This is a genomic window from Winogradskyella undariae (genome assembly GCF_013285155.1).
Taxonomy (GTDB): Bacteria; Bacteroidota; Bacteroidia; order Flavobacteriales; family Flavobacteriaceae; genus Winogradskyella; species Winogradskyella undariae.
In genome coordinates, this window is the sequence record NZ_JABTEL010000002.1 from 144281 (window position 1) to 166344 (window position 22064).

The window sequence follows — 22064 nt, forward strand, 5'->3', positions numbered from 1 at the left end:
CCGAATTTATTTCGGTAGCTAGTTCCTTTTAAGGAAATTTATTATTTGTGTTCTTTTATTTTTTTGAAATACCATTAACATACGAGTTAATAATATCTACTCCTTTGGCTTGTTCATAACCTTTAAAGCCTTTAATATCATTAAGGGTTACATTTTGATTGTAATACTCTAAATAAGTGTTTGCTAAAGGTAAATAAGACCAATGCCATTTTTCAATACTATAACCTGTTCGTTCATTGTCTTTATCTGTATAAACTTGGTAAAAACCATAATCATTAGCGTTTTTTACTAACCAATTATAAATATTTTTACCTTCTTTACTGCTAAAATACGAATTACTTAAATTATTTAAGTCTAAATCTGTACCCCAATGATGACGAGATGAGCTAGGCATAGAGCTGTATTCTAAAATCATCTTTGCACGCAATAAAGGTTCTTGATTAGAATAGCGTTTCCATTTGCGTTCCCAAATAACTTTTTGTTCTTCAAAATTTCGGGTTCCAGATAAAATAATGAGCTTAATATTGTCTTGTTTTGCAGCGTTATACATTTTTAAAAAAGAGGTGTAAGCTTCTTTTTTAAGGTATAATGTTTTTGCTGCATATTGTTTGTCAACTTTTATAAAAGTTGTATCAGTTTTGTAATCAAACTTACCTAAAACAAAGTTTTTAGTAATGTTAGTCTGAGGTTTTTTAGTCGGTTTTGGATCTGTTATTTCAGTTTTTATAATGGCTTTTGTTTCCTTTTTTTTATCCTTTAGATTGCAACTAAACAAAGTAAAAATAAGAGTAAGGGTCGCAAATAATGATTTCATTTTAAAACTCTAAATTTTAATTGATTTGATTACTGCAAAAATACAAATATGAAATGTTTATTCTATCGATTTTCTAACGGAAATGCTAGCTAAAATGACAGTAATAATTTTTACATTAACTTAGGGATGTAAATTATTCCGGCAATAATTAATGCTGAAATAGCGGCGATAAAAACAGCTCCTGCAGCGACATCTTTTATCAATCCAATTTTTTCGTGATAATCTGGATGAACAAAATCTGCAATCGCTTCAACAGCTGTGTTTACACCTTCAATGCTTAATACTAAACCAATCATAATAACTTGTGCCATCCATTCTGTTTTAGAGATTTCAAGATAGAAACCTGCAATGGTCACAGCAACAGCTATAGTGAGTTGTACTTTAATACTTGCTTCGGTTTTAAAAAGTATTATCATACCTTTAAAAGCAAAACCAAAACTCTTAATTCTATTAATTATAAAAGGTTCTTTTTTCGGCATTCAGTAATTATGCTAAACTTGCTAATGCAGTTTCGTAATTAGGCTCATCTTTAATTTCGGCAACTTGCTCGGTATGTAAAATTGTTCCGTCAGTATCTAAAACAACAATACAACGAGATAATAAAGGTACTAATGGACCTGTTTTAAAAGTAATACCATAATCTTTTCCAAAATCTCCTGTTTTAAAATCTGAAAGGCTTTCTACATTTTCTAAACCTTCAGCACCACAAAAACGTGCTAATGCAAATGGTAAATCTTTAGAAATACATAATACTTTAGTGTTTTCTAACTCACTTGCTTTTTCGTTAAAAGTTCTAACAGATTGTGCACAAGTACCTGTGTCTACACTAGGGAAAATGTTTAATACAACACGACTTCCTGAGTAATCTGATAAAGATTTTGCAGATAAATCAGTTGCTGTTAATGTGAAATTGGGTGCTTGAGTACCAGTTTTAGGTAATTCTCCAGTGGTCTCTATAGGGTTTCCTCCTAATGTTATGTTTGACATGATTTGTTTTTTTAAGTTTGTTAAAAATAGGAACTTTATAATTGAATTATATTAAATAAAGGATAATATTTTAAATTGTAATTATTAAGTATTCTGAAACAGAGTTATAGTGAGAATCTATAATTTGATGATTTTACTATGAAATAAAAAAGCCCTTAATCGTATTTGGTTAAGGGCTTTTTTGAAAATAATTAGTAATTATTATCGTAATTCAGCGCCTAGCTTACTTTCAAAATTAGATTGTAGCTTAGACATGATTTTATCAATCTGTTTATCGTTTAATGTTTTGTGCTCATCTTGAAAAATAAAGCTTACAGCATAACTCTTTTTACCTTCTGGTAAATTTTTGCCTTCGTAAACATCAAATAAGTTGATGCTTTGTAGCAATTGTTTTTCAGTTTGCTTCGCGATAGTGTGTATATCTTGAAACGTTACTTTGTTATCTAATAACAGTGCAAAATCTCTTCTTGTTGAAGGATATTTAGAAATAGGAGTAAACTTAACTTTATTATGTTTAGCCGTTTCTATAACATTATCCCAATTAAAATCAGCAAACAAAACGTTCTGAGAAATACCAAAGTGTTTAAGTACTGATTTTTTAACCAGTCCAAAAGTTACAAGTTTAGTTTTGCCTAATGAAAGCGTCATACCTTCGCTTAAAACATCGGATGTTGAAGGTGCTGATTTTAAACGTGTAATACCTAGACGTTCTAAAATCACTTCAATGGTTCCTTTTAAGTAAAAGAAATCACTTGGTGTTGGTGCAGCATTCCAACGAGCTTCTGTTTTATTTCCTGTAACAAAAACAGATAAATGCTTGTGTTCTTCTCGCTCTTCTGAAAATTGATGGTATGTTTTACCAAATTCAAAAAGCTTTAAATCATCACGTTTTCTATTAATATTATGTGCTACAGCTTCTAATCCAGAAAACAATAAGGATTGACGCATTACTTCAAGATCATTACTTAAAGGGTTTAGCATTTTAATATTATGTGCTTCATTTAAATCTTCACTTAGCTCTATATATTTAGGAGTCGTAAGAGAATTAGCCATAATTTCAAAAAAGCCTTGAGATGCTAATTGATTTCCAATAATATTTTGAAGTTTATAATCTTCAAAACGAGATGAATTAGAAATTGAAGCATTCAATTTTGTAGTTGTAGCAATATTATTATATCCATAGACTCTAAGGATTTCTTCAATAATATCAGCTTCACGTTGTACATCGTTTCTAAATGCAGGTACGGTTAACCCTAAACCAGCTTCAGTAACGTTGTTTACTTTAATATCTAAAGATGTTAAGATGCTTTTTATAGTTTCTTCAGGGATACGCTCTCCAATTAATTTCTGAGCATGATCAAAACTAAGTCTTACTTCAAAATCTTTTATTTTCTTTGGGTAAGTATCTAATATATCACTTGTAATTTCTCCGCCTGCAATCTCTGTAATTAACAAAGCAGCACGTTTTAAAGCGTATTCAGTAAGGTTAGGGTCAATTCCTCTTTCAAATCTAAAAGAAGAATCTGTATTTAAACCATGACGTTTAGCTGTTTTACGAACACTAACAGGATTAAAATAAGCACTTTCTAAGAAAATACGAGATGTGTGTTCTTTAACACCAGAATCAATACCACCAAAAACACCGGCAATACACATTGGTTTACTGTCATCACAGATCATTAAATCTTCCTCATGCAATTCACGCTCAACACCATCTAAGGTTGTGAATTTTGTTCCTGCTTCGCAAGTCTTAACTTCAATTTTACTACCTGAAATTCTATCACCATCAAAAGCATGTAAAGGCTGTCCTAACTCGTGTAATACATAATTTGTAATGTCTACAACATTATTAATAGGAGATAAGCCAATAGATTTTAAGCGGTGCTGTAACCAAGCAGGTGATGCTTCAACTTTTATTCCTGAAATAGTAACTCCACAGTAACGTGGTGCTTTTTCATAGTCGTGAACATGCACATCAACTTTATAAGCTCTGGCATCAACATGGAAAGAACTTACTGAAGGTGTTATCAGTTCTAGTGACACTTCTTTTTGTAATAATCCAGCTTTTAGATCTCTAGCAACACCATAATGACTCATTGCATCAGCACGGTTTGGTGTTAAACCGATTTCGAAAATCTCATCGTTTTCAACTTTAAAAAGGTCAGCAGCAAGTGTACCAACTTTTATATCAGCATCTAATACCATAATACCATCGTGAGATTCACCAAGACCTAATTCATCTTCAGCGCAAATCATACCATGACTTTCTTCGCCTCTAATTTTTCCTTTCTTAATGGTCCAAGCTTCACCTTCTTCAGTGTATAATGTAGTACCAATTGTAGCTACAGGAACTTTTTGTCCGGCAGCAACATTAGGTGCACCACATACAATCTGTATTGGGTTTTCGCCATCGATATTTACAGTCGTTATTTTTAACCTGTCAGCGTTAGGATGTTGCTCGCAAGTTAAAACTTCGCCTACAACAATACCTTTTAAGCCACCTTTTACGGATTCGTAGGCATCAATACCTTCTATTTCTAATCCCAGATCAGTTAATAATTCGCCTGTTTTTTCAGCGTCCCAATCTGTCTTTATAAACTGTTTTAGCCAGTTGTATGAAATTTTCATATGTTGATTTTAATCAGGCGACAAAGATAATAATACTTGTTGCGTTACGAAATATCCATTCTAAAAAAATTATTTAAATGTGAAGATAATTATTTCAGAGCGTCATAATACGGCTAAAAGTGCTATTTAATGGTCTACGGCTCTTTAAATAAAGCGTGTTAATAGCAAAATTTCAGGGTTATATATTGAATATAAAGTTTCAAATTAAGATTTTTTTGTGATGCAGTCCATTGCGATGACAATCATTTATAAGTATTTTAGCCATGCTGCTTGTAAGGTAATACCATTAAGCAGCACTAATATTTACAAAATATAATGCTATTAAAGTCTAAAATATTCATGAGATATATACTAATTTGCCTTGTTGCCTTAACCATAGTGTCTTGTAAAAATGATGCTAAATCTACAAATTTAGATACTGAATATCAACAAGAAAATACGTTGAAAACAGGTATGTATAAAGCTGTTTTAGAAGTACAAGACGGTGAATTATTACCTTTTAATTTTGAAGTAGAGTCGGCAACACAATTAAAAGTTTTTAATGCAGAAGAAGTTATTGAGGTTGATGAAATTACTTATGAAAATGATTCTGTAGTTATAAAACTACCGGTTTTTGAGGGTTACATTTCAGCAAAACTAGAAGGAGATAAACTTAAAGGAAACTTTATTATAGAAAGTTTAGAGCGATCAGTTCCGTTTTCTGCTGAATTAGGAGTAGAAAAACGCTTTAAAACGACATCAAAACCATCACAAGATGTTTCTGGTGTTTGGGAAACTATTTTTAGTCCAAATAATGCAGAAGATACCTATATGGCAAAAGGAATTTTTAAGCAAAAAGGAGCTGTTGTAACTGGAACCTTTAGAACAACGACAGGAGATTATCGTTTTTTAGAAGGTGTTATGGATGGAAACGAAATGAAGCTTTCTGCTTTTGATGGTGCACATGCATTTTTATTTAAAGCTACAGTTTTAGATTCAACATTAGAGGGCGTATTCTATTCTGGTAACCATTGGAAAGAACCTTTTACAGCTAAGAGAAATGAAGCTTATGAATTAGAGAAAGCTGATAATTTAACTTTTTTAAAAGAGGGTTATGACAGTATTGATTTTGAATTTCCAAATACTTCAGATGAATTGGTGTCTCTAAAAGATGATCGTTTTAAAAATAAAGTTGTGATTGTACAAATTATGGGGAGTTGGTGTCCTAATTGTTTAGATGAAAGTAAATATTATGCTGAGTTTTATAAAAACAACAAGGATAAAGACATTGAATTTGTAGGTTTAGCTTTTGAGTATGCTAAAACAAAAGAAGCTGCTTTTAGTAGAATTGATCGCTTAGCAGATAGAGTTGGTATAGATTACCCAATTTTGTTGGCGCAATATGGAACTTCAGATAAAGAGAAGGCACAAGAAAAATTACCAATGTTAGACCATGTGTTATCTTACCCAACGTCTATTTATATTGATAAAACAGGAAAGGTTAGAAAAATTCATACAGGATTTAATGGACCTGCAACAGGAGAGAAATATATAGAGTTTAAAAACGAGTTTGAAGCTTTTGTAGCTGAATTATTAGCAGAATAAGTTTTACTATTATAAAGTGTTTTAGGTATTGGATTTATTCAGTGATTTTTATGTTACTGTTTAACTCCAATATTTTTTTTATAAAAGTTTCATTTGTTTTTGGGCTGATATAAATTTCATCGTATTTATTATACTTTATGATTAAACCATTTCTAGAAGTTGCTGGTTTTAATCCTACCCAAAGTGTTTTTCCTTTTATAATTTGAGTAATGTCTTCAATCTTTATTTGTCCTTTTAAAGGTCCACATTTATATATCAGTCCGTCTTGTTTTGTTAACTTATAGTTAGTCCCGAAAAATAACCAGAAGATTAGAATCACGACTCCAAAAATCACTATTAATGGCCAATATTCCTGTTGCTTTATTTCTCCGTTAATAAGTCCTAGAACTATAATTGTAATAAAAAAAGCATTTAAGCCCAGTATAATTACGCTGAATAGCATGTCTTTTTTACTTTCAAATTTCATTCTGTTTAATTAATAGGTTAGGTTATTAGAAATACTAATATAATAAATTAGGAATAGTATTATTTTTAAAAAGGAACAGTTCATCTTCTAAAAATTACATTTCAGTAAATTTCGTTTTAAAATCGATGTGATGTATTCGATATTTGTATCAAACAAAACCAACAATCATGAATATACTCGTAAAAATGACTACTATTTTAATTATCTGTTTTTTAAGCTTTCCAATAGAAGCTCAAGATAATCTAACTATTACTATAATTGTAGATGAGGCTGCTAGCAATGATGGAAAAATGTTTATCGCACTCTACAATACAGAAACTGATTTTTTAAAAAAACCTTTTAAAAATTCAATAAGTGTTATTGAAAATAACTCTAGTACGGTTGTTTTTAATAATATTCCTCAAGGAACTTATGGTATTTCTGTTTTTCATGATGAAAATGATAACGGAATAATGGATACTAATTTTATGCACATTCCTAAAGAAGCTTATGGATGCTCAAATGATGCTAAAGGATTTATGGGACCACCAAAATGGTCTGATGCTAAATTTCAGATGAAAGAAAATAAGACTATAACCATATCAATTTAATCTCATAAAAATCTTATTATGAAAACGATAATCACCGTTTTATTATTTGTATTAACTACAGTAACACAAGCACAAACCGATTTTGAAAAAGGAATGGCAAAGGCTTTTAAACTTTGGGAACAAGGAGAAACAGACAAAGCAGAAAATATGTTTGAGCGTATCGCAAAAGCAGAACCTAAAGAATGGTTGCCTGATTATTACATTGCTCAGATTAATAGTTTAAAAAGCTGGGGAGAAAAAGATGAAGTAGTCTTAAAAGCACAGTTAGATAAAGCACAAAAACATTTAGACGATGCAATGTTTAAAAGTGAAAATAACGCAGAATTATTGGTGATGCAAGCTCACATTTTAACCAATTGGGTGGCTTTTGATGGTATGACTTATGGTATGAAGTATAGTGCGAAAATATCTGAATTGTATGCGAAAGCAAGCGTTATAGATGCTACAAACCCAAGAGTAGCTTTTGGTAAAGCGGAATGGGGAATGGGAAGCGCAAAATACTTTGGTAAAGACATCGCCCCTTATTGTAAAGAGATTGAAGCTTCTGTTAAACTTTTTGATACCTTTAATCCAAAGAGTGCACTTCATCCAAACTGGGGTAAAGAACGTGCAATAGCTGTATCAAAGCAATGTAAAGCTTAATAGCATATGAAAAAGTCATTAAAAAAAATATTTTTAACGTTCGGAATTGGGACTGTGGTTTATGTTGTAGGGAATTTAATTTCGTCAGGATTTCAATATCAAACGATTAATGACTTTTTAATTGACTTTGGTTTTTATCAACTTTATGCCTTTGTTTTAGGATATTCAAATATGGCATTTTTCGCCTATATGGGAAGTCGTGAATGGAAAACTGATGATACCATAAAACGTTTAATTTATGGAATTATAGGAAGTACAACACTTACGCTAATTGGCTTGTTCTTTATAAGAGTTTTTACAGCGACCGTGATTTATGATCTAGAGTTAAAGTCGTTTTTAAGCCGTGAATCTTGGCGAGGCTATTCTTTTGGTTTATGGGTTACCATAGTTATAGTTACTGTTTTTCATTTGGTTTATTATTATAATCGCTATCAGAAAAATAAAATTAAAGAGCAAAAGGTTATCGCAGGTACGGCAAGTGCCAAATTTGATGCTTTAAAAAACCAATTAGATCCACATTTTTTATTTAATAGTTTAAATGTATTAACGAGTTTAATTGAAGAAAATCCAGTTAATGCTCAGAAATTTACAACATCATTATCTAAGGTTTATCGCTATGTTTTAGAGCAAAAAAGTAAAGAATTAGTTACTGTAGATGAAGAATTAAAATTTGCAAGAACCTATATGTCGCTTTTAAAAATGCGATTTGAAGATAGTATCATTTTTGAAATTCCAGATAAAGCATCCAATCCAGAAAATAAAGTTGTGCCATTGTCATTGCAATTACTTTTAGAGAATGCAGTAAAACATAATATGGTAACATCTACTAAACCATTACATATTATAATTTATGAAGATGGAGATAATTTGGTGGTAATGAATAATCTTCAACTTAAACAAATTGTAAAAAAAAGTAGTGGCGTTGGTTTAGAAAATATTAAACAGCGGTACGCGCTGCTTACCAATAAAAAAGTGCAAATTAATCAAAGAGAAAAGGACTTTGCCGTAGCTATACCTATGCTTAAAAAGCAAGTTACGGTTATGAGAAGAACAGAAAAATCACAAGTGCGTATTAATGATCATTATGTAAAAGCACGTAAACGAGTGGAGGAGCTTAAAGCTTTTTATTACAATTTAATTTCTTACTGTTTAGTCATTCCTTTTTTAATTTTTATTTGGTACAAATACTCTTATTATACCATTCAATGGTTTTGGTTCCCGATGGCAGGTTGGGGAATTGGTTTAGCATTTCAAGCTTATAAAGTTTTTGTAAATGATGGGGCTTTTGGTTCTAAATGGGAAGAACGAAAAATTGAAGAATACTTGCGTAACGAAGAGGAAACTAAACGTTGGAATTAATTTATTGAATTATGAAAATAGATAACTCAGATTTAAAATATTTGAAAGCAAAGAAGAAAGTTGAAAAACTAAAAGCTTTCTACACACATCTTTCGGTCTATTTTATTGTTAATACGTCTATTTCTGGTATTAAGATTATAAGTTATATGAACAACGGAAAAAGTTTTATGGAAGCTTTTTTTGAATTATCTACCTCAATGTCATGGTTAATTTGGGGAGTTGCCATTGTGTTGCATGGCCTTTCTGCATTTGACATTTTGGTGTTTTTTGGTGAAGAATGGAGAGAGCGAAAAATTAAAAAGTTGATGGATGATGAATTGTCTAATAATTAAAAAGAAATAATATGGAAAAGTATCATATAGAGTCTGATATAGAAAATGATGTTAGTATCAATTCTGATTTCAGAAAAGAAGAGGCTTATTTAAGAGCAAAGAAAAAAGTAGATGCTATAGTTGGTTTTTACTGGCATTTGGTAAGTTATGTAGTGGTAAATTTGTTTTTAATTATACTAATTGGTGTAAATTCAGAAGAAGGATTTACAGGTTTTGGAACTTATGCTACCGCAATTTTTTGGGGAATTGGGTTATTCTTTCATTTTTTAGGAGTTTTTGGTCCAGATTTCTTTTTTGGAACCAGTTGGGAACAACGAAAAATTGATGAGTTTATGCACAAAGAAGAACAGAACTGGGAATAAAAATCTTTACGACTCAATAAAGAATAATATAATTTAAAGCATATGAATGTAATTATTATAGAAGACGAAAAACCATCTGCAAGACGTTTGCAGCGTATGTTAAAAGCTTTAGATATAGAAGCAGAAACGATGTTGCATTCTGTAGAGGAATCTGTAGAATGGTTTAATAACAATGAACATCCCGATTTAATTTTCTTAGACATTCAATTGAGTGATGGATTATCTTTTGAGATTTTTGAAACTATAGATATTAAGTCGGCCGTAATTTTTACTACAGCCTATGATGAATATGCTTTACAAGCTTTTAAACTCAATAGTATAGATTATTTATTAAAACCAATTGACGACGATGATTTAGCTACTGCTGTAGAAAAGTATAAAGTAAGATTACCGCAAAAAAAATCTGTTACACTGGACTTTAATGATATTAAAAACCTGCTTATTAATCCGATTGAACGAGAATATAAAAAACGTTTCTCAGTTAAAGTAGGGCAACATTTAAAACTTATTAATATAGAAGATATCGAATGCATTTATAGTGAAAATAAAGGAACCTATGCTTTTACTAATGAAGGAAGAAACTATCTTTTAGATGTTACTTTAGACCAATTAGAAAAAGAATTAGAACCAGATGTTTTTTTTAGAATCAGTAGAAAATTCTATGTAAATATTAATGCTATTAAAGATATGGTAAGTTACACCAATTCTAGATTACAAATAAAACTAAATCGTTTTAATGAGCAAGATATTATTGTGGCAAGAGAACGTGTTAAAGATTTTAAAACCTGGTTAGAATAAGTTTATTTCTTATCGTCTATTCTATTATCATCAAAAGCAGAAGGCAATAGAGTAGGAATAAATTTAATAAATAAAGGTAAAAGTAACATGCCGCCTGGTAACATAAAAATGGCTAAACTTGGTATGGATTTAAAAATATCCATAAGTTGTGTCTGAATTTTTTTCTGCTCTTCGTCTGTTAAGTTACGTTGTGTAGATTGTGTTAATAAATACAAAGCCTCTTTGCTTTCCGATAATTCTTTAATTAATCGTTTGCTATTTCTTCTTATAAGTTTAAAAACAACCTTTGTACTATTGTCGTAAAAACTTTGTGCTAAATTTTTAGAACTTAAAAAAGCAACATCATGTTTATGCTCGTCGTAGAATAGATTTATATCATTTATAGATTTTACAATGACCGTGTTTTCTACATTTAAATCTATTTTTAATTGGTCTAAAAAGTTTTGCTCTTCTTTATCTATAATCTTGTCTGTCCAAGATGCCATACAAACTAAGTCTATGACATATAATTTTTCTAAAGGCTCATTTATAACCGAAATAGCATCTTTATAAGTTAAGATTTCTGCATTTTTATGACGAATAGAGCTTTCAAATAATCGAATAAGGTTATCGTCATATTCAGATTTTTGAGACTTATTCTCTATAGCAGCAAAAACAATAGTTTCTAGAGCAAATTCAAGATTAGTTACATAATCTCTAACACCTTTTTCATCTTTTAAAAAACGATGGTAACCTAATACATCAACAAATAAAAGTGCGTTAATTAAAAAATAATTAAAACTCTTTGAAATAAAATTGTCATCAATATGTATCCGCTTATGAATAATTTTCTCAAGTAAGCTGTCCGGTCTTTTATCGCTAAATAAATCTTCAAAAAACGATCGTTTTTGGTCACTTATCGTTTTGTAATATCTAATAAGGCTATCCGTAAATTGCTCTTCTGGTGGTTGTTCCTTATTGTAAATAAAGTAAAAGGTAAGTAGTAAATTAGTTTTACAGCGTTCTTCTTCTGTAAGAGTAAAGGTTTTAGCGATATCTAAAACCACTTTAATATTACTGCCATATATAAATCCTGCACGCTTAAGGCTTCTATAAAATGTGTCATTCTCTGTCTGAGAGTACTTTGTTTCAGAAACTTGATTAAGCAGTTTTTTTATCCAGCCGCTAGCTGATGGATTCATAATAGAATATTTTAAAAATTCAAAGTTAAATTTTTATAACGGAATATCATGAATTTATTTCATTAACAAAATTCAAGTAAAACATAGGTTATTTTTTTACTAATTGTATATAAACTAAATTAGCGGCTTATTAATTTAAATTATTCTTTGAAAGAAACAGAATTTATACAAGAACTAAAGTTAAAAAGCCCCAAGGCTTATAGTCAGCTTTTAGATGATTATCAGCATAAGGTTTTTAGTACTTGTATTTCATTTGTGCCTAATAGGGAAGATGCAGAAGACATTGCACAAGATGTTTTTGTTGAGGTTTTTAATTCAATTAAAAAATTTAAAGGTGACTCTAAGTTGTCTACTTGGATTTATAGAATTGCCACTAATAAATGTTTAGAATTTATTAGAAAGAAGAATACAAAGAAACGTTTTGCTTTTTTGCAGTCTATAACAGGAAATGCTATTCCTATAGATAAAACAGATTATTTTACAGAGATGAATCATCCAGGAATTTTGCTAGAGAACAAAGAGTTAAATGCAACGCTGTTTAAAGCTATAAATAATTTACCAGAAAGTCAGACTGTAATATTTACCTTACATAAAATAGATGGTAAAAGTTATCAGGAAGTCGCCGATATAACAGGTAAAAGTCTATCTTCTGTAGAGTCTTTAATGTTTAGAGCTAAAAAGAATTTACAGAAAATTTTAGAAATTTATTATAAAAATGAACATTAGCACAAGTTTTATGAAGCTTTTGCATCTAAAGATATAATTATGAAACCTAATGTTGAAATGTATAAAAAAGTAAAAGCCACTTTTGATTCTATAGAATCGATTGAAAAGGCTAAAGTATCTCCTTTTTTTAAAGAAAATGTGATGCATCAAATCCGTAATGCTTCCCAAGATGTACAAGATAAAACTTGGTCATGGTTTACACCACAATTACAATTAGCAACACTAGTTTGTATCATCATTTTAAATGTATTAGCATTTAATAATCTTAAAGAAAATACTTACGATAATAATGTTACTAGTTTTGCTGAATCTTATGGATTATCTACAAGTACAGAATCTACTTTATTAAATTAATTATGAAGAAAAATGTAATTTTATATATACTACTGATTTTTTTAATTGTGGTTAATGTGTTTTTTTTATTTACATATATAGGAAGTCAAAATGATAGATTACCAAGAGAACCACAAGGGAATAAAGATTTTATTGTAAAAGAATTAGGCTTTAATGCTGAACAGATAGCAAAATTTAAAGCGAATAATGTAGGGCATCATGAAAAAATAATGAAGCTGTCCGATGATGTACGAGGTTTAAAAGATTTACTTTTTGATAAATTATCTGATGTTGATGTTCAGGAATCTTCAATAGATTCTATTACGTCATTAATTTCTGAAAAAGAAAAAGAAAAAGCTAAAGAAGTATTTTATCATTTTAAAATGATTCAGGAATTATCTACTGATAAACAAAAAGAAAAGTTTAAAACTATCATAATAGATGCACTTCGTCAAGGAGAACAAGGGCAACAACGACCTCCAATAAGAGAAGGAGAAGAACATAGACCTCCACCTCCAAATAGACAATAACTAATTAAAGTTATATAAAAAGACCTTCAATATTTTGAAGGTCTTTTTTTGTGTTTTATTTAACAAAGGTGAGTACAAGTTTAAAAGTATAAGTGCATCTAAACTTATATAACATTAAAAATATTCAACATGAAAAGTATCACATTTAAAACAGTAGTATTAGTATTTGGTTTAGTCGGATTTTCAAATTTAACTTATGCGCAGTCAGACAGACAAGAAAGAAAAAAGCCAACATTTGCAGAGTTATTAAAAGAAATGGACGCCAATGAAGACGGAAAACTTTCAGAAGCAGAAGTAAAAGGACCTTTAAAAGATGGGTTCTCTGATATCGATACAGATGAAGATGGTTTTATTTCAGAAGAAGAATTTAAAAATGCACCAAAACCTGAACGTAAAGGAAGAGATAAGTAAGAATAATTTGATTGGTTAATTGTTTTGATTATGAAAGGCTTCGTGAGAAATTATGAAGCTTTTTTTTACAATGAAAATGACTATAAGCATCAAAATTTAATGCATTAAGGTATGAGATTATTCAGGAAAGTTAGAAAAAAATTACTAAACTCAGGAAAAATAAAAAGTTATCTAGTTTATGCGCTTGGGGAGATATTATTAATCGTTATAGGTGTTTTAATAGCATGGAAAATCAATAATCTAAATGAATTAAGAAAAAATAGAATTGTAGAGTTGAAAATTTATCAATCACTTAACGAAGAATTAAATGCAAATCTTATTCTTTTAGATGCTTCAATAGCGAGTTATAATAAAAATGTAGAAAGTATACAGAATACCATAGATATTATAATGAGAGATCAACTTGGGGAAATAGATGAAGATGATAAATTAGAGATTATTAATGTTAATTATCACCCAATACAACTTCATAGTGGAGCCATAAATTCAGTTAATACAACTAATAAATTCGAATTTATTGAAGGTGTTTTACTAAAAGATTTAATTGCAGCTTACCCTAATGAATTGGATGCTTTTGAAAATCAAGAATCAAAAATAGAAAACATTATCGTTAGCAGATTACAACCTGCTATAGAAAAACATATTTCCTTAATTGATATTATTTCTAAACGAGAATTAAAAAGCAATAATTATCAGATGCTTTCTCTAGGATCTAATTATACTAACTTACTTAAAAGTAGGGAGTATCAAAATTGTTTAGTGGATAGATTATTACAAACGGAAATACAATTAATGAATGCTGAAAGCTTAAAAAACAAAACAAAAACAATGGCATTTAGGTTAGGAAAAGCATTAGGAGATTAACAGATTATATTTTTTATTTCAATTTAATCACAAGTTTATAAAAAGTTTCGCATCTAAAATAATATAATCACTAAAAAAATAGAATATGAGAAATGTAGAAATAAATCAAATTTTTATAAAGCCTGTAGCAATACTAAGTGTGTTATTATTGCTTTTTATGGCTTGTAGTTCAGATGATGATAGTACTGATACATCAGAAGGTACAGATGATTCAGATAGTTCAGTTGTAGATGTAAATACATCTTATTTTACAACAGAAGATGAGTCAGTTATCATAACAATTGTTCCCTGTACTTTATCTGATGGTACAGTTACAGATTGTTACCAAGTTGTAACAAGTAGTTTACCAACAGATCACAACATGGGACCATGGTGTCCAGGTAATATTAGCGATGATGCAGAAGCTGGTGGTATTTGGTTAGAAGATGGTGAGGTACATGATGTAGATGGTGCTTTTATTGAAAATTTAGCAACTTTTTACAACGATGATAATTGGATGATGTATGATGGAAATGGTGATATTTATATTACTGAATCTGAAGAAGATTGTATAAATGCGGCTAACCCAGATGTAGGAGAAGAATATGAGAACTTTTGTGTAGAATGTCTTCCTGCTTATATCTCAGATTTAACACAGACTTGGTTAATTCCAATAACACCAGTATTACAAGATACTTCACTGTTTTTTACTACTGAAGGTGGTGGGGCAGTTGGTCCTGGTGGTCCAGGGGAAGTTATAGAGTCAGTGCCTTCCACTCGAGGTATCGCTTTAAACGGTATTGAATTTTCTGCACCTGCACCAACAGACAATATTCTTTCAGCTTACACCATTGCTCCATTTGATGATGCTGGTGGACATATAAATGTTCATCAAGGTTATCACTATCATGCAGCAACAGGTTTCAGTACAAAGGTTGAGCAAGAAGATGGTCACGCCGCATTAATAGGTTATGCTTTAGACGGAATTGGTATTTACGAATTAGAAGACGAAGACGATAATGAGCCTACAGATTTAGATGAATTACGTGGGCATACTGATGAGGCACGTGGGTATCATTATCATGTAGACGAAGCTGGAAATAACAATTTCATTAATGGACTAAAAGGTGCTTATGCTATTTAAAAATAATTGTATAAGAAGATATTTCTTCTTAATAATAGGAGGGGTGATGTTTTTTTCGACATCAATACAAGCACACCAACCAGAAATTTCTACAACAATGTTGGTGGAAAATAATAATCATACTTGGGCATTACAAATAAGTGCATCATTAACGGCTTTTCAACATGAAATTAGAAAGCATTATGCTGAGACACCTTATAAAACGCCAGAGGAGTTTCAAGAAATGGTTCTTGAGCATATTAAAAATAATCTAGAAATAGAATTCAACGGAAATAAAAAGGTAACACTAAGCCATGGTATCGTGAAACTGGGACATGAAACTAAAGTGATTTTTGAAGTTTTAGGTATTCCTGAAAGTATAGAATCTGTTTTGGTTAAAAATGAATCATTTAAGGATATCTATAATAATAAAAGTGCCTTAATAATTTTGAAAGAGGGTTTTAATAAAGAAAATTTTGTTTTAACTAAAGACAATAATCATGTTCTAAAATTAGAAGTAGACGGAAATAAGTTTGTGCGTGTAGAAGAGAAAACAATAAGCTCATCATCTTTAAACGTGATCTTAATTTTAGCTGTTGTTTGTGTTTTTGGATTATTAGTTCACAGTCTGAATGAAAGAAGGAAATTAAAGGAAACTAAAGACTAAATATATTTAATATGAAGAGAGAAAGAATATTCAAAGAATTTTATCTTATAGCAATAGTATTAGCCGTATTTGGTTTTTTTACCTGTAGTAGTGATGATAGTAACGATGACAGTTCTGGAGCTGCAGATGTAACAGCAGATGAGGTTATTGCTGAGTCTTTTTTTAATACATCATCATTAGTGTCATACGAAAAAGTAGATTGTACCATGGAAGATGGATCTTCTGGTGATTGCTATAAATTAGTTTTTACAAGTAATCCTGTTGAAAATGGTCCATATTGCCCAGAAACAATTAATGATATTGGAGGATTAGGAATTTATGATGGGACAACAAATGCAGGGTTTCAAGTTATGAAAGCCGATTTGTTTAATGCCATGGAAGCTGATGGCTATGATATTGTAGATGATGAAGGAAATATTTATACAGACGATTTTGCTTCAGGTCCAGTAAACCAAGATTATTCTTATTGTTTAGAAGCAGCACCTAATGATAACTTATTATTAACCTTTTTAATTCCTGCAACTCCTGTGTTAGCATCGTCTAATAATACAATTAGTACTGTAGAATTAATTGGGGTATCGGTTGATGGAGTTCCTATTAATGGAGATCCACCATCTGTAGCAAACCCAGGAAATGAAATAGAAGGGAACATTCCTTCTTTAGATCCATGTGGTGGTCATCATGATCCTGCAGGTTATTATCATTGGCATTTTGTACCCGAAACTATGAATCAGGTTTTAGAAGCTAATGGTATAGAGGATGTGTCTTGTACATTAATAGATCAGGTTTCAGATACTAAGCTTATTGGTTTTGCTAAAGATGGTTTTCCTATTTATGCTTACGAAGTAGAACCTACAGATTTAGATGATTGTGGAGGCAGAACAGCTGTAACTTCAGATTACCCAGATGGTGTTTATCATTATGTGGCTAGTAATACAGAGGCACCTAATGTACCAAAATGTTTAAAGGGAGTTTCTGCAAATAATAATTTTTCATATCAATAAAAGATGAAAAAAATAATATTATTTTTCTTGCTAGCTACTGGTTTTATAAAAATGAGTTATGCTCATAATCCTTTATCTGCTATGTATTATTTAGAAGTTAAAGATGATTTTAGCATCTTAAATATTAGCTTAAGTCAGGTAGGCTTGAATGAAGCTATTTCAAAATATTACAAGGATGATAATGAGTTGTCTGAAGCAGAATACAAAGAGCTCATTGTAAAATATGTTAGAGCTAATTTTAATTTGAATATTAACGATTCAAATATTAATTTATTAGATGGAGGTGTCAAACTTGGTAATCATCAAACGGATTTAAAGTTTATAACGTCAAAAGTTCCTTCAAATTTAGAAACATTAAATATTAAGATTGATGCATTTAAGGAAAATGAACATCATCAAACTATTTTTTCAATGTCGTATCATCAAAAAACAAGTAAAGTGATTTTAAATGAAGCGAATAGTTATACATCTCATTTAGAATTTGTAGATAATAAAATGGTAGAAGCTTCTCAAGAGTTTAAGATGGTGTATTTATGCTTTTTTTTTATTATACCAGCAGCAATGGTTGTTAGAAAAGTATTTCCATCACACAAACTATAAGGTATTAAAATATTGTTTAAGTTTATTAATTGTTTCATTAAGGCTTCGTGAGAAATTACGAAGCCTTTTTTTGTTTTTATTTAACATTTTATGCAAGTTTTATTCTGTAAACGCATCTAAAGTTATATCACTGAAAAACAATTCAAAAATGATAAATAATGAAAAAAACAATTACACTTTTAACAATCTTGTTTCTTACAATAAATTTGTTTTCACAAGAATTATATGATATTAACACCATTCAAACTATAGAGATCGAATTTGCAGAAAGCAATTGGGATGCTTTACTAGATGCAGAAAAAGCGGGTGATAATAATTATACAGAAGCTACATCCGTAACGATTAATGGAACTGTATTTAACCAAGTAGGAGTAAAATATAAGGGGAATAGCTCTTACAGTTCTAGCCAAGTTAAAAACCCTTTTCATATTGAGTTAGATACTTATGTAGATCAGGATTACCAGGGGTATACAGATATTAAACTAGCAAATGGTTTTGCAGATCCTTCATTTGTTAGAGAAACAGTGGCTTATAATATAGTTAATCAGTATATGGATGCTCCACAGGCTAATTATGCTAATGTTTATGTTAATGGAACTTTAATTGGTTTATATACTAATACGGAAGCTATTTCTAAGAAGTTTGTAAATAAACATTTTAACTCTAATGATAATGCCTTTTTTAGTTGTAGTCCACCAGATGGAGCAGGGCCAACGACAACCACTTTACCTAATTTAGAATATTTAGGGACAAGTTACACCAGTTATGATGATGCTTATGAAATTAAATCAGATGACGACGATGATGAATCAGTTGCACTTGCACATTGGGATAATTTAATAGAACTCACAAATATTTTAAGCAACGACATAGATAATATTGAAAATGTTTTAGATGTCGATAGTGCAATTTGGATGTTAGCTTTTGATAATGTAATGGTAAATTTAGACAGTTATATAGGTCAGTTTAAACAAAACTATTATTTGTATAAAGATAATAATGGTCAGTTTAAGCCTGTAGTTTGGGATTTAAACATGTCTTTCGGAACATTTGCTATGACAGGAGAAACTAGTACTAGTGGACCTGGAGGTCCAGGCGGACCAGGAAGTTCTACAGGAACCTTAAGTTCAACTACAGAAAAAGCAGAATTAGATCATTTACTACATGACGATGATGATAGTAATTTCCCTCTTATTTCAAAATTGCTAGCGATACCAAAATACAAAAGAATGTATTTAGCACATTATAAAACTATTTTAACAGAAAATATAAGTAACTCAAATTACTTAACCTTAGCTAACGATTATCAAGCAATTGTTACGGAAGCTGTTACAGCAGATACTAATAAATTTTATACAGATGCTCAGTTTACAGGAAATATAAATACAGACTATTCTGTAGATGGTAATACCGCATGTGGTTTAACCAACTTAATGTCTGCTAGAAGTTCTTATTTATTATCGCAATCAGATTTTACAAATACACAGCCAACAATAAGTGCTGTAGAAACTTCTAATGAGACTCCAATAATAGGAGATACGGTAACAATTACAGCAAATGTTACCGATGAGAATACTGTTTATATAGGTTACAGAACAGACGAAACATTGCCTTTTACAAAATTAGAAATGTATGATGATGGTGCACACAATGATGGTACTTCTGGTGATGGAGTATTCGGTTTAGATATCGTTGTAGAGACTGCTAATCTTCAATATTATATTTATGCTGAAAACTCAAATATTGGGGCTTTTTCACCTGCAAGAGCAGAGTACGAATTCTACAGTATTGAAGGAACTTACACAACAATAGCTGTTGGTGATTTAGTGATTAATGAAATTATGGCCTCTAATGAAACGACTGCAGTTGATCAAGATGGCGAATATGACGATTGGTTAGAGCTTTACAATAATAGTTCTGAAACTTTGAGCTTAGATAATTTATACCTATCTGATGATTCAGATGAATTATTAACTTGGGCATTCCCTTCAGGGTTAACAATAGAGCCTGATAGTTATTTAATTGTTTGGTGTGATAAGGATGATGATCAAGAAGGTTTACATGCAGATGTGAAATTTTCTTCAGGTGGAGAAAGTGCTATTTTATCTTATGATGATGGTACAATAATAGAAAATATAATATTTGGTGAACAAACGGATGATATGGGGTATGCTCGTGTACCTAATGGAACGGGCGATTTTGTAATTCAAGAACCAACCTTCGGGGAAAATAATGAATCACTTTCTGTAGATGAGGTTTTATTTAACAATGGACTTAAAGTTTATCCTAATCCGACATCTAATTATTTAGAAATTCAAAATTCTAATTATACAATAGAGTCAGTTGCAGTTTATAATTTACAAGGACAACAGTTGTATAATAATAGCTATGCTAATGAAAATACAATTTCTCTTGATTTTTCATCGTTCTCAAAAGGATTATATATGGTTGTAGTGAATAAAATAGCCGTTATCAAAATTGCAAGGAATTAAACAATTGATATATTCTTAATTAATAAAAAGCTTCATGATGCATTCATGAAGCTTTTTTTGTACCTAACGCAAGTTTATTTTAAAGAAAACATCTAAAGATAAAATAGATATTATGAAAACAAACAAATTAAAAAATACGCTAGGGATTTTATCAATACTATTATGCAGTTTTGCTTTTGCACAAGGACCAGGCGGAAGAGGTGGTAGACAGGGTGGAGGACCACCAGAAGGAGGAAAGCCAGATGCTTCTAAAATTATTGAAATCTTAGATACAAACGGTGATGATAAAATTGATATAGATGAAGCAGCAAAAGATGAACGCGGTAAGATTTCTGAAGATTTTAGTAAAATAGATGCTGATGGGGATGGTTTTATTAATCTTGAAGAGTTAGAAGCTGCATTAGATAATACAAAACCAAAACCGGTATCAGCTGAAAAAATCTTAGCAGAAGTAGATCAAGATGAAGATGGTCTTTTAAATGAATTAGAGGTTGCAGCAAAAGACAAACGTGATCTTATGGCTCATTTTAAAGATATTGATGTTAATGGGGATTCACAATTAGATTTAGAAGAATTAGAAGCTTTTTATTCTAAAGATGATGACGTTGATAGAAAAAAAAGAAGAGACAAGCATTAATAATAGATAATCAGTTTAGCTATTTCTAAGGATTAATTATACTACAGGTATTGTAACTGTTTATTAGATTTATATAGCCTTATTGATACTGAAAGTAAAATAAAATTTAGTTTGATGCGCAAGTTTTATTTTGTAATCTCATCTAAATTTTCAGAGAATTAAACAAACAAAAAAAAATAAAAAAAAACGACTATGAGAAATTTATTAAAATTATTAGGTTTGATTGTACTGGTCTTTTCGTTAAATATTGCTTGTTCAAGTGATGATAGTACTGAAGATTCAGTAGCAGGTACAGATGATACGGATGATGAAATTGTAACAGAACTTCACGCCGCATTTTATGCTTTTAATACGGATGCTACTACAATTTATTTAGACGGTTCTAATGTTGTTATTGAAACAACAGGTTTACCAGATCACGAAACTGTTTATTGGGGAGAAGGAAATGATTTATATATTAATGAACCAACTGTTGAGGTTACACCAAGTATAATGTCTAGTAACAATAATGCTGTTACTATAACTGTAGACGCAACCCCTAATTTAACAGGGAGTTCAGTATCTACAACTTTTGATACTATAGGGATTGCAGTAAGTGGAGCATCTATTTTTAATGACCAAGAAGGCGCAGGAGATCTAGATGAGGCTGCAGCAAGTTTAGATTGGACAGGTGGTCATATTGGTCCAGGTGTATATCATTATCACTTAGAACCAAAAGCATTTAGTAACGATGATGATAATTTGGTAGGTATCTTATTAGATGGTGTTTTTCTATATGGAAGACAATGTTCTTCAACAGGAACATATCCAACAGATTTAGACACATCAGGTGGTCATACTTCTACAACAGAATACACTGACGGTGAAGAAGAATATCATTATCATATTATAAATGAAGTTTATTCAACAACAGGTTCTTATTTAGCATTTGCAGGGCCATTTCAAGGTTATTAAT

At 30.5% G+C, this 22064-nt stretch carries 25 protein-coding genes; 19 read left to right on the forward strand and 6 right to left on the reverse strand.

Features of this window, described 5'->3' with window-relative positions; genetic code table 11:
• Positions 1 to 55: 55 nt before the first annotated feature.
• The 4 genes from HSX10_RS02870 to pheT form a co-directional block, all read right to left on the reverse strand.
• Complete coding sequence (locus HSX10_RS02870) at positions 56 to 814, reverse strand: M15 family metallopeptidase (protein WP_173586701.1); 759 nt, start codon at positions 812 to 814, stop codon at positions 56 to 58.
• A gap of 110 nt (positions 815 to 924) precedes the next feature.
• The gene (locus HSX10_RS02875) at positions 925 to 1293 is read right to left on the reverse strand and encodes a diacylglycerol kinase family protein (RefSeq protein ID WP_173586702.1); all 369 of its coding nucleotides are present in this window, start codon (positions 1291 to 1293) and stop codon (positions 925 to 927) included.
• 7 nt (positions 1294 to 1300) lie between these two features.
• The gene (gene tpx, locus HSX10_RS02880) at positions 1301 to 1801 is read right to left on the reverse strand and encodes a thiol peroxidase (RefSeq protein ID WP_173586703.1); all 501 of its coding nucleotides are present in this window, start codon (positions 1799 to 1801) and stop codon (positions 1301 to 1303) included.
• A 201-nt stretch (positions 1802 to 2002) separates the two neighbouring features.
• Complete coding sequence (pheT, locus tag HSX10_RS02885; RefSeq protein WP_173586704.1) at positions 2003 to 4429, reverse strand: phenylalanine--tRNA ligase subunit beta; 2427 nt, start codon at positions 4427 to 4429, stop codon at positions 2003 to 2005.
• Positions 4430 to 4768: 339 nt separating this feature from the next.
• Here pheT and HSX10_RS02890 point away from each other — a divergent pair, with 339 nt between their 5' ends.
• Entirely contained in the window at positions 4769 to 6013 is a 1245-nt protein-coding gene (locus HSX10_RS02890) for a peroxiredoxin family protein (RefSeq protein ID WP_173586705.1), read from the forward strand.
• A 34-nt stretch (positions 6014 to 6047) separates the two neighbouring features.
• Here the strand turns inward: HSX10_RS02890 and HSX10_RS02895 are convergent, their stop codons facing one another.
• Complete coding sequence (locus HSX10_RS02895) at positions 6048 to 6479, reverse strand: PH domain-containing protein (RefSeq protein WP_173586706.1); 432 nt, start codon at positions 6477 to 6479, stop codon at positions 6048 to 6050.
• Between the two features lie 167 nt (positions 6480 to 6646).
• On the opposite strand from HSX10_RS02895, the gene HSX10_RS02900 reads away from it, so the two are divergent.
• The 6 genes from HSX10_RS02900 to HSX10_RS02925 are packed head-to-tail and all read left to right on the forward strand — an operon-like array spanning position 6647 to position 10562.
• On the forward strand, positions 6647 to 7069 hold the full coding sequence (locus tag HSX10_RS02900) for a DUF2141 domain-containing protein (RefSeq protein WP_173586707.1): 423 nt from the start codon (positions 6647 to 6649) through the stop codon (positions 7067 to 7069).
• A gap of 18 nt (positions 7070 to 7087) precedes the next feature.
• Complete coding sequence (locus HSX10_RS02905) at positions 7088 to 7711, forward strand: hypothetical protein (protein WP_173586708.1); 624 nt, start codon at positions 7088 to 7090, stop codon at positions 7709 to 7711.
• A 6-nt stretch (positions 7712 to 7717) separates the two neighbouring features.
• Positions 7718 to 9070 (forward strand): histidine kinase, encoded by a 1353-nt coding sequence (locus HSX10_RS02910; protein WP_173586709.1) that lies wholly within the window; start codon positions 7718 to 7720, stop codon positions 9068 to 9070.
• 11 nt (positions 9071 to 9081) lie between these two features.
• Positions 9082 to 9402 (forward strand): 2TM domain-containing protein, encoded by a 321-nt coding sequence (locus HSX10_RS02915; protein ID WP_173586710.1) that lies wholly within the window; start codon positions 9082 to 9084, stop codon positions 9400 to 9402.
• Positions 9403 to 9413: 11 nt separating this feature from the next.
• Positions 9414 to 9764, forward strand: a complete 351-nt coding sequence (locus HSX10_RS02920) for a 2TM domain-containing protein (protein ID WP_173586711.1) — start codon at positions 9414 to 9416, stop codon at positions 9762 to 9764.
• Positions 9765 to 9806: 42 nt separating this feature from the next.
• Positions 9807 to 10562, forward strand: a complete 756-nt coding sequence (locus tag HSX10_RS02925) for a LytR/AlgR family response regulator transcription factor (protein ID WP_173586712.1) — start codon at positions 9807 to 9809, stop codon at positions 10560 to 10562.
• Positions 10563 to 10564: 2 nt separating this feature from the next.
• Here the strand turns inward: HSX10_RS02925 and HSX10_RS02930 are convergent, their stop codons facing one another.
• A complete protein-coding gene (locus tag HSX10_RS02930) occupies positions 10565 to 11743 on the reverse strand; it encodes an LETM1-related biofilm-associated protein (protein ID WP_173586713.1) in 1179 nt (392 codons plus the stop codon).
• 147 nt (positions 11744 to 11890) lie between these two features.
• Between HSX10_RS02930 and HSX10_RS02935 the strand changes: the two genes are divergently transcribed.
• The 12 genes from HSX10_RS02935 to HSX10_RS02990 all read left to right on the forward strand — a co-directional run bounded on the left by HSX10_RS02935 (position 11891) and on the right by HSX10_RS02990 (position 22063).
• Positions 11891 to 12469: an RNA polymerase sigma factor gene (locus tag HSX10_RS02935; protein ID WP_173586714.1), complete on the forward strand. Its 579-nt coding sequence runs from the start codon at positions 11891 to 11893 to the stop codon at positions 12467 to 12469.
• A 39-nt stretch (positions 12470 to 12508) separates the two neighbouring features.
• The gene (locus HSX10_RS02940; RefSeq protein ID WP_173586715.1) at positions 12509 to 12823 is read left to right on the forward strand and encodes a hypothetical protein; all 315 of its coding nucleotides are present in this window, start codon (positions 12509 to 12511) and stop codon (positions 12821 to 12823) included.
• 2 nt (positions 12824 to 12825) lie between these two features.
• Positions 12826 to 13332 carry a hypothetical protein gene (locus tag HSX10_RS02945; RefSeq protein WP_173586716.1) on the forward strand — a complete coding sequence of 169 codons (507 nt, stop codon included), beginning with the start codon at positions 12826 to 12828 and terminating at the stop codon, positions 13330 to 13332.
• A gap of 129 nt (positions 13333 to 13461) precedes the next feature.
• Entirely contained in the window at positions 13462 to 13743 is a 282-nt protein-coding gene (locus HSX10_RS02950) for an EF-hand domain-containing protein (protein WP_173586717.1), read from the forward strand.
• 111 nt (positions 13744 to 13854) lie between these two features.
• Complete coding sequence (locus tag HSX10_RS02955; RefSeq protein ID WP_173586718.1) at positions 13855 to 14607, forward strand: hypothetical protein; 753 nt, start codon at positions 13855 to 13857, stop codon at positions 14605 to 14607.
• Between the two features lie 85 nt (positions 14608 to 14692).
• The gene (locus HSX10_RS02960; RefSeq protein ID WP_173586719.1) at positions 14693 to 15730 is read left to right on the forward strand and encodes a YHYH protein; all 1038 of its coding nucleotides are present in this window, start codon (positions 14693 to 14695) and stop codon (positions 15728 to 15730) included.
• Positions 15720 to 16376, forward strand: coding sequence for a DUF6702 family protein (locus tag HSX10_RS02965; protein WP_173586720.1), 657 nt, complete (start codon positions 15720 to 15722; stop codon positions 16374 to 16376). Before HSX10_RS02960 ends, HSX10_RS02965 begins: the two co-directional genes overlap by 11 nt.
• A gap of 11 nt (positions 16377 to 16387) precedes the next feature.
• The gene (locus HSX10_RS02970) at positions 16388 to 17380 is read left to right on the forward strand and encodes a YHYH protein (RefSeq protein ID WP_173586721.1); all 993 of its coding nucleotides are present in this window, start codon (positions 16388 to 16390) and stop codon (positions 17378 to 17380) included.
• A 3-nt stretch (positions 17381 to 17383) separates the two neighbouring features.
• Positions 17384 to 17980 carry a hypothetical protein gene (locus HSX10_RS02975; RefSeq protein ID WP_173586722.1) on the forward strand — a complete coding sequence of 199 codons (597 nt, stop codon included), beginning with the start codon at positions 17384 to 17386 and terminating at the stop codon, positions 17978 to 17980.
• Between the two features lie 158 nt (positions 17981 to 18138).
• Positions 18139 to 20472, forward strand: coding sequence for a CotH kinase family protein (locus tag HSX10_RS02980; RefSeq protein WP_173586723.1), 2334 nt, complete (start codon positions 18139 to 18141; stop codon positions 20470 to 20472).
• A 112-nt stretch (positions 20473 to 20584) separates the two neighbouring features.
• A complete protein-coding gene (locus HSX10_RS02985; protein WP_173587019.1) occupies positions 20585 to 21109 on the forward strand; it encodes an EF-hand domain-containing protein in 525 nt (174 codons plus the stop codon).
• A 192-nt stretch (positions 21110 to 21301) separates the two neighbouring features.
• Positions 21302 to 22063 (forward strand): YHYH protein, encoded by a 762-nt coding sequence (locus HSX10_RS02990; protein WP_173586724.1) that lies wholly within the window; start codon positions 21302 to 21304, stop codon positions 22061 to 22063.
• Position 22064 lies beyond the last annotated feature (1 nt).